Source organism: Agriterribacter sp. (genome assembly GCF_035445465.1).
GTDB lineage: Bacteria > Bacteroidota > Bacteroidia > Chitinophagales > Chitinophagaceae > Agriterribacter.
The window spans coordinates 1-6,451 of sequence record NZ_DAOMQT010000104.1; the positions used below are offsets into that span (position 1 = coordinate 1).

At 41.6% G+C, this 6,451-nt stretch carries 8 protein-coding genes; 2 read left to right on the forward strand and 6 right to left on the reverse strand.

Features of this window, described 5'->3' with window-relative positions:
* Window positions 1-277 precede the first annotated feature (277 nt).
* The 5 genes from PLE34_RS21360 to PLE34_RS21380 all read right to left on the reverse strand — a co-directional run bounded on the left by PLE34_RS21360 (window position 278) and on the right by PLE34_RS21380 (window position 3,112).
* Window positions 278-631: a hypothetical protein gene (locus tag PLE34_RS21360; RefSeq protein ID WP_324560511.1), complete on the reverse strand. Its 354-nt coding sequence runs from the start codon at window positions 629-631 to the stop codon at window positions 278-280.
* Window positions 632-648: 17 nt separating this feature from the next.
* Window positions 649-1,227 carry an RNA polymerase sigma factor gene (locus PLE34_RS21365; RefSeq protein WP_324560513.1) on the reverse strand — a complete coding sequence of 193 codons (579 nt, stop codon included), beginning with the start codon at window positions 1,225-1,227 and terminating at the stop codon, window positions 649-651.
* Between the two features lie 117 nt (window positions 1,228-1,344).
* On the reverse strand, window positions 1,345-1,887 hold the full coding sequence (locus tag PLE34_RS21370; protein WP_324560516.1) for an inorganic diphosphatase: 543 nt from the start codon (window positions 1,885-1,887) through the stop codon (window positions 1,345-1,347).
* Window positions 1,888-1,998: 111 nt separating this feature from the next.
* Entirely contained in the window at window positions 1,999-2,415 is a 417-nt protein-coding gene (locus PLE34_RS21375; protein ID WP_324560519.1) for a hypothetical protein, read from the reverse strand.
* Window positions 2,416-2,458: 43 nt separating this feature from the next.
* Window positions 2,459-3,112, reverse strand: coding sequence for a toxin-antitoxin system YwqK family antitoxin (locus PLE34_RS21380; RefSeq protein ID WP_324560522.1), 654 nt, complete (start codon window positions 3,110-3,112; stop codon window positions 2,459-2,461).
* A 165-nt stretch (window positions 3,113-3,277) separates the two neighbouring features.
* Between PLE34_RS21380 and PLE34_RS21385 the strand changes: the two genes are divergently transcribed.
* Window positions 3,278-3,805, forward strand: coding sequence for a CAP domain-containing protein (locus PLE34_RS21385; protein WP_324560524.1), 528 nt, complete (start codon window positions 3,278-3,280; stop codon window positions 3,803-3,805).
* 21 nt (window positions 3,806-3,826) lie between these two features.
* Here the strand turns inward: PLE34_RS21385 and PLE34_RS21390 are convergent, their stop codons facing one another.
* The gene (locus tag PLE34_RS21390) at window positions 3,827-5,068 is read right to left on the reverse strand and encodes a cation:dicarboxylate symporter family transporter (protein ID WP_324560527.1); all 1,242 of its coding nucleotides are present in this window, start codon (window positions 5,066-5,068) and stop codon (window positions 3,827-3,829) included.
* A gap of 138 nt (window positions 5,069-5,206) precedes the next feature.
* Here PLE34_RS21390 and PLE34_RS21395 point away from each other — a divergent pair.
* On the forward strand, window positions 5,207-6,451 hold a 1,245-nt coding region (locus PLE34_RS21395; protein WP_324560530.1), incomplete at its 3' end, for a Mur ligase domain-containing protein.

Consider the following 6,451-nt stretch of genomic DNA (forward strand, 5'->3'; position numbering starts at 1 on the left):
TAAATTATATAGTACTTTCATGCCTTTACGAATTAAATGCCTAATCCTATTTGAAAATTTGAAAATGAGTTATCTTAATGGGATACAAAGCATCAAGAACCAAATTACAAAAAACAAATAAAACTCAAATATTAATTTCAAAATTTGATACTGCACGCGTGAAACGAAATCCGAAAGGGAATGTCCAAAAAATGATCACTTACTACTGACCACTATTACATGTTGCTTATAGCTGCTTACTTTCAATCGCAACATGCAGGTTACAGGAAAAAAAAGATTATAAACGCCCCCGGAGAAGAACATAGAACATGAATACCAGCAGTAAAACAATGATAGTAGTAACCACCGGGATCATCAGTTCGGGTGGGTTCTTTTTCAATAATTTCTTTCTGCGCGCCGAAAGTTTCTTAACCAGCTTTTTGTTCAGTTCATTTACCACAACAGGGAGATTACCCTTATCTGTTACCTGTTCCAGCCCTTCCGTAGCATCATTCTCAAAATCTGAATCAATCAGCAGCTTTTCTACCTCGTGCCTTTCTTCCGGCGACAGCTTATTTTCAAGGTAATCTAACAGCTTCCTTTGGTCTGTTTCTTTTGAATGGGATAATATGTTTAATAAATCATTGTTCATATTTTATAGTTGCTGTGTCAAACTTTATTTTCCTTCATTTTCTTCTCCATGCTGATCTTTAAGTTACGTTTTCCGTTTTGAATATAGCTTTTAATCTGCATGATAGTATAGCCGGTTAACACCGCTATTTCATTGTAGGATTTTTTTTGCAGGTAAAAAAGCACGATGCATTGTTTCTGTTCCGCGTTAAGCGCTTCCAAAGCCTCATTCAATGCCGAAAATGTTGCGTCTTTTTGCAGATGATGGAAGATGCCATTGTTTTCATCCGGTTCCGATGCCATCATTTTTTCTGTAACCTGCAAAGTGCTTTTCCCTTTATCCCTCAGTTGCATAAGGCAATAGTTCCGGGCTACCATATACAACCAGCTTTTAAAATAAGTTACGGGGTATTTTTGCAGTTCTGCAATGGCCTTCAGAAAGATTTGCTGTACCGCATCTTTCGCCTCTTCCTCATGCTTTAAGTACTTCATGCATACGCCGTATAACAATAAGGTATACCGTTGCATTAATATGCCCAGCCATTCATTATTGCCGTCTGCATAATAATGCTCTAAAAGCCCGGCATCTGTTATATCGTTAAACGCGGAAGTTGACACACCTGCAACATGATTTTATATACATATAGAGACGCGGTTTATTGTTAATTCCACATACTATATGGGGTTACGGATAAGATTTAACAATAGTTCATATCCTCTTCACCTGTTGTATGACTATGCTGTAAAATTTTCTTTATAAAAAAGGATGGCTTCTTCTATTATTTTGAGTGCAGTGGCTTTATCCTGGAATTCGTTAACGCTCACTGTTTTGTTTTCCAGCTTTTTGTATTCTTCAAAAAATTGCCGCAATTCACTAAAAAAGTGCTTGGGCATTTCCTCTATATTGTTGATATAATTTACGCCCGGGTCATTATTGGCAACAGCAATAATTTTATCATCCGCGTCGCCGCCATCGATCATCTGCATTACGCCAATTACTTTGGCCTGAACGAGGCATAAGGGTTGTATGCTCAGGCTGGAAATAACCAGTATGTCAAGCGGGTCTTTATCATCGCCATAGGTTTGTGGAATGAAACCATAATTTACAGGATAATAAAAAGAAGAATAAATAACCCTGTCTAATTTCAGCAATCCGCTCGGCTTGTCTATTTCATACTTCTGCCTGGAACCCTGTGGTATTTCTATTACCGCATTTACAATTCGCGGCGAGCTTTCGCCTGGCGCTACGCCATGCCAGGGATGAAGTACTGTATGCATAATAAAACTGTAGTTTTAGCAGGAAAGATAGCAATAAAACCAAACAGAAAATATGGTATTTTTTACCAGGCGTATAATGAAGGTAACGCGTTGCGATGTTATGTGCAGGTATTATTCTGTTTCGCTGTCTCCTGTAAAAGTATATTTAAAGTCAACCCACCACTCGCCGTTTATTTTTACCAGCTTAATCTCGCTGTTCTCTCTTTTAAAAGAATTGGAATAATTAATAATGGCAGTGGAGTCATTAAGCGATTGGGATTTGTTAATGATGATGCTGGCGTTTTTATAATTGTCTTTTTCTTCCTGGCTTTCCGCAGCGTATTTCTTTTCAATATTTTCAAATAACCTTTCGTTAGCGCCATCGCGCAGTATAAATGCTTTGGCTTTGCGCATATCGCCATCGAGGGCAAAACGGATAAATTCCCTTCCTGCTTCCAGCGGATCATCCGGCTTCTGGTAATTTTCATTTCCGGTACATCCGGAAAATAGTATACAGCAGGTTGTAAGAATGATGATGATGCTACGCATGAGGTTGATGGTTATGAGCAAAAGTAGGCATTAAATCAGTCTGTCAGTATCCTGTTCTTCCATCCCGTACTTTGACCTTTTTCTTCCCTGAATTCTTTTTCTCCCATTCGGTAACGGCTTTGGGCTTTTCGGCTACATGGTCTGGTGCTGCCGCAGCGGTTGTATTACCGGAGCCTTTTTCTTTTTGTCCAAAAAAGTACTGCTCCTGTTTGGTAATAAATCCTGTATTGGGATCGTAAAACTTCCAGGTGCCGTGCGCTACTGTAGCTACTTCTAATTTTATAACTTTTGTTTCCCATTTATCCGGAATGGCGGGGTCGGGTACCTGCACCGTATCGTAAGGGTTTTCGGGATTGGTAGCTCTCCAGCTTTCTTCCCGGAGGAGATCCCCCATTTTTGTATAATACTGTTGTTTGCCGTCTTTTTCGCCCCACTTATAATTTTCAATAGCTGTTAAATCACCAACAAGGTTATATTTCCTCCAGGGTCCTTCCTTTTTATCATCAGCAAAATATCCTTCCTCCTCATAACCCTGCTCTCCCCGTAGTGCATCTACATGAATCACCCATGGTCCCTGCTTTTTGTTGTTATTATCTATCTGGTTCAGGGTATCTCCTTTAACGGAGATGGTAAAGCTTTTTAACTGCGCCTGGCTTTGCAGGGAGCTGAATAATAGCAGGATGAAAATATAGCGCATAAGGCAATTTTTTAAAGATGACCCTGATACTGCAAAGATATACCCAACAACAATGCCATAGCCTATAAAAAAGTTAAGGAAGCCGGTACGGGTTTATAAAAAGATTATCATTTGTTAAATATCAGTGGTGCTCTATTTGCGTTAAGAAGTGAAATTTTTGAATCTATGAGGGTGAAGTCCGGATTTTTTTGGGGTTTAATATTTACATGTACTTTTTTTTCCTGTACTAAAGAGGATGCTATAGTTGATCAGCGTGAAGAAGATCATTCAGGCGAACAAAAGCCTGACATTGCTTATAACGTAAATGCAGCTATTATGCTGGATCTCGTAAATGAAGTACGTGCCAAAGGTTGTACCTGCGGCGCCACTGTTATGCCCGCTGTTCCTGTGCTTGCATGGAATAAACTGCTGGCTAAAGCTGCTTATGATCATAGCAATGATATGAAAACAAATGATTATTTTTCACATACGGGTGGTGGAAGTACAACGCCGGGAGACAGGATAAGGGCGGCCGGATATCAGTGGCGTGCCTATGGTGAAAATATTGCACTGGGGCAAACAACCGAACAGGTAGTGATGAATAGCTGGCTGAACAGCGAAGGACATTGTAAAAATATCATGAATAAGAACTTCAAAGATATGGGAGCCGGACGTTCAGGAAATTACTGGACACAGGTATTTGGTGCAAAGTAGCTGGCAGCGCGCTAAGCTTGCTTACAGGTGACTATAAGGTTTTTGTGTTATTTGTTCAGCGATAACTGTTGCTGGCGCTGTAAACTCATTTTCACTTTTTGATATAACCAATGTTGCCACACCATTACCGATAATATTGGTAATAGCACGGGCTTCACTCATGAATTTGTCTACCGCCAGTAAAAAAGCCAGCCCTTCCAATGGAATTTTGTGGAGTGCGGTAAGTGTGGACGCCAGGATAATAAACCCGCTGCCTGTTACACCTGCGGCGCCTTTGGAGGTAATCATGAGAATGCCTACTATAGAGACCATTTCAATACCCGACAGATGCACGTTGTATAGCTGTGCCAGGAAAATAACTGCCATGGAAAGGTAAATGGAGGTGCCATCTAAATTGAAAGAGTAACCCGTAGGAACAACCAGTCCCACAACGGGCTTGCTGCATCCCATCTTTTCCAGCTTAACCATCAGTGAAGGCAGTGCTGTTTCGGATGAAGATGTTCCCAGAACGATCAGCAATTCTTCCTGTATGGTACGCAGGAATTTAAAGATGCTCAGCTTATAATAGCGCAGGATAAGCCCTAATACTATAAAAACAAATACCGCCATCGTGCCATACATGGTGAGCATTAACTTGCCTAAGGGGATGAGTGTTTTAATGCCGAACTTCCCTACGGTATAGGCCATTCCGCCAAAGGCACCTGCAGGAGCCAGGTACATGACATACTTTAGCGCTTTAAATACAATATTTGTGATTTTCGTTAGCAGCGGTGTTAATCTTTGCTGATGTTTACTCATGCTCAGTAATATTCCGCATACAATGGCTGCAATAAGCACCTGCAGCGTAAAATTTTCTCTGAGGAAGTGTATCCAGCTAAAATCAGCATTGCTGCTTTCATATGCAGAAGCGTCCTGTATGGGCAATCCTGTTTTATCAATTTTACCGGGTTGTACTATATTGGCAAATACAATTCCAATGACCAGGGCTATGGTGGTAACTATTTCAAAATAAATCACGGCCTTTAACCCGATCTTCCCTACTTTTTTAAGATTGCCCATGCCTGTAATGCCCAGTACAATGGTGAGAAAGATGATAGGGCCGATGAAAAGTTTGATCAGTTGGATAAAACCTGTGCCCATCCATTCTGCCTTTATAGCTGTTGCCGGGAAAAAGTAGCCCAGTATTACAGCGGCAATAATAGCCAGTAAAACCCAAAAAGTGAGATGCGATAAGATCCGTTTAAGCGCTCCGGTCAGTTGCATGCCTGTGATATTGAAGCTTTAAATAAAAGATTTAAATGTAATATAAAATAGCATACCGGCTATGCGCTACAAACATTCTTTTGATCGCGGAACACATGAAAAGAATAATGCTTTTATTTGTAATGAAATGGATATAAAATGAAAGTTGATATTAATGAGCTGGATAAAATTTTTTTTATTGGGGTTGCAGGCACGGGGATGAGTGCGCTGGCACAGTATCTTGCCGGGATGGGAAAGCGGGTAGCGGGGTCTGACCGGTATTTTTTGCCGGGAGCGCCGGGTGATATGCAAACAAAGCTGGAGGCTGCCGGGATACGCTGCTTTAAACAGGATGGAGAAGGGATAACAACAGATACCAGGCTTGTTGTGGTGTCAACCGCGGTTGAAGATACGGTGATGGAAGTGCAAAAAGCACGGCAACTGGGTATCCCTGTTATGAGGCGGTCTGAATTGCTTGCGCATATTGCCAGGAGCAGAAGAACGATCGCTATTGGGGGAACCTCTGGCAAGAGTACCACCAGCGCTATGTTATTTGAAATTTTGAGCTATGCGGGATTGCAGCCTGGCATTATTAGTGGCGCGGGGTTGGTAAGCCTTATACGTGAAGGGAAAATAGGTAATGCCGAAACAGGGCAAGGTGAATGGCTGGTAATTGAGGCAGATGAAAGCGATGGTTCTATTGTACAGTATGAAGCGGAAATCGGCGTATTGCTGAATGTGGATAAGGACCACCAGGAAATAGATGCGCTGATGGATATTTTTGATGTGTTTAAAAGAAATACTAAGGGAACCTTTGTAGTTAACCAGTCACACTCTTTAGCAGCAAAACTTTCAAAAACAATAGCTGCCGATTTTTCTACAGACAGGCATTCTTCTGCAGGGTATATTGCTACCGGCTTCAGGCAGGAGGGGTTAAATATAAGTTTTTTGATTAATGGCGTTCCGTTTGTGCTGCATACCGTGGGAGAGCATAATATGGAAAATGCGCTGGCGGCAGCGGCTGTTGCAGGGCTATTGGGAGTTGATTTATCCACTTCCTCCATTGCATTGGAGAAATACGAGGGTATATACAGGCGGCACCAGGTTATCGGCCATAAGCATGGTATATGGCTGATAGACGATTACGCGCATAATCCCGCTAAATGTGCTGCGTCTATAGCCGCTTGTCAGCACATTGCGCCTAAAGTTATTGCCTGGTTTCAACCGCACGGCTACGGGCCAACGCGTTTTTTGCGTAATGATTTTGTAAAAGAAATTGCAGGCGTTTTACGTCCGGACGATGAAATATGGATGAGTGAGATATTTTATGCGGGAGGAACCACGGTGAAAGATATTTCCTCCTGCGACCTCATTAATGATATTAAGGCATTGGGAAAAAATGCT

Excerpts from the sequence above, each read along its gene's own strand:
- PLE34_RS21360 (WP_324560511.1), bottom strand. The coding sequence starts at position 631 with ATGAACAATGATTTATTAAACATATTATCCCATTCAAAAGAAACAGAC.
- PLE34_RS21370 (WP_324560516.1), bottom strand. The coding sequence starts at position 1,887 with ATGCATACAGTACTTCATCCCTGGCATGGCGTAGCGCCAGGCGAAAGC.
- PLE34_RS21375 (WP_324560519.1), bottom strand. The coding sequence starts at position 2,415 with ATGCGTAGCATCATCATCATTCTTACAACCTGCTGTATACTATTTTCC.
- PLE34_RS21380 (WP_324560522.1), bottom strand. The coding sequence starts at position 3,112 with ATGCGCTATATTTTCATCCTGCTATTATTCAGCTCCCTGCAAAGCCAG.
- PLE34_RS21385 (WP_324560524.1), top strand. The coding sequence starts at position 3,278 with ATGAGGGTGAAGTCCGGATTTTTTTGGGGTTTAATATTTACATGTACT.
- PLE34_RS21390 (WP_324560527.1), bottom strand. The coding sequence starts at position 5,068 with ATGCAACTGACCGGAGCGCTTAAACGGATCTTATCGCATCTCACTTTT.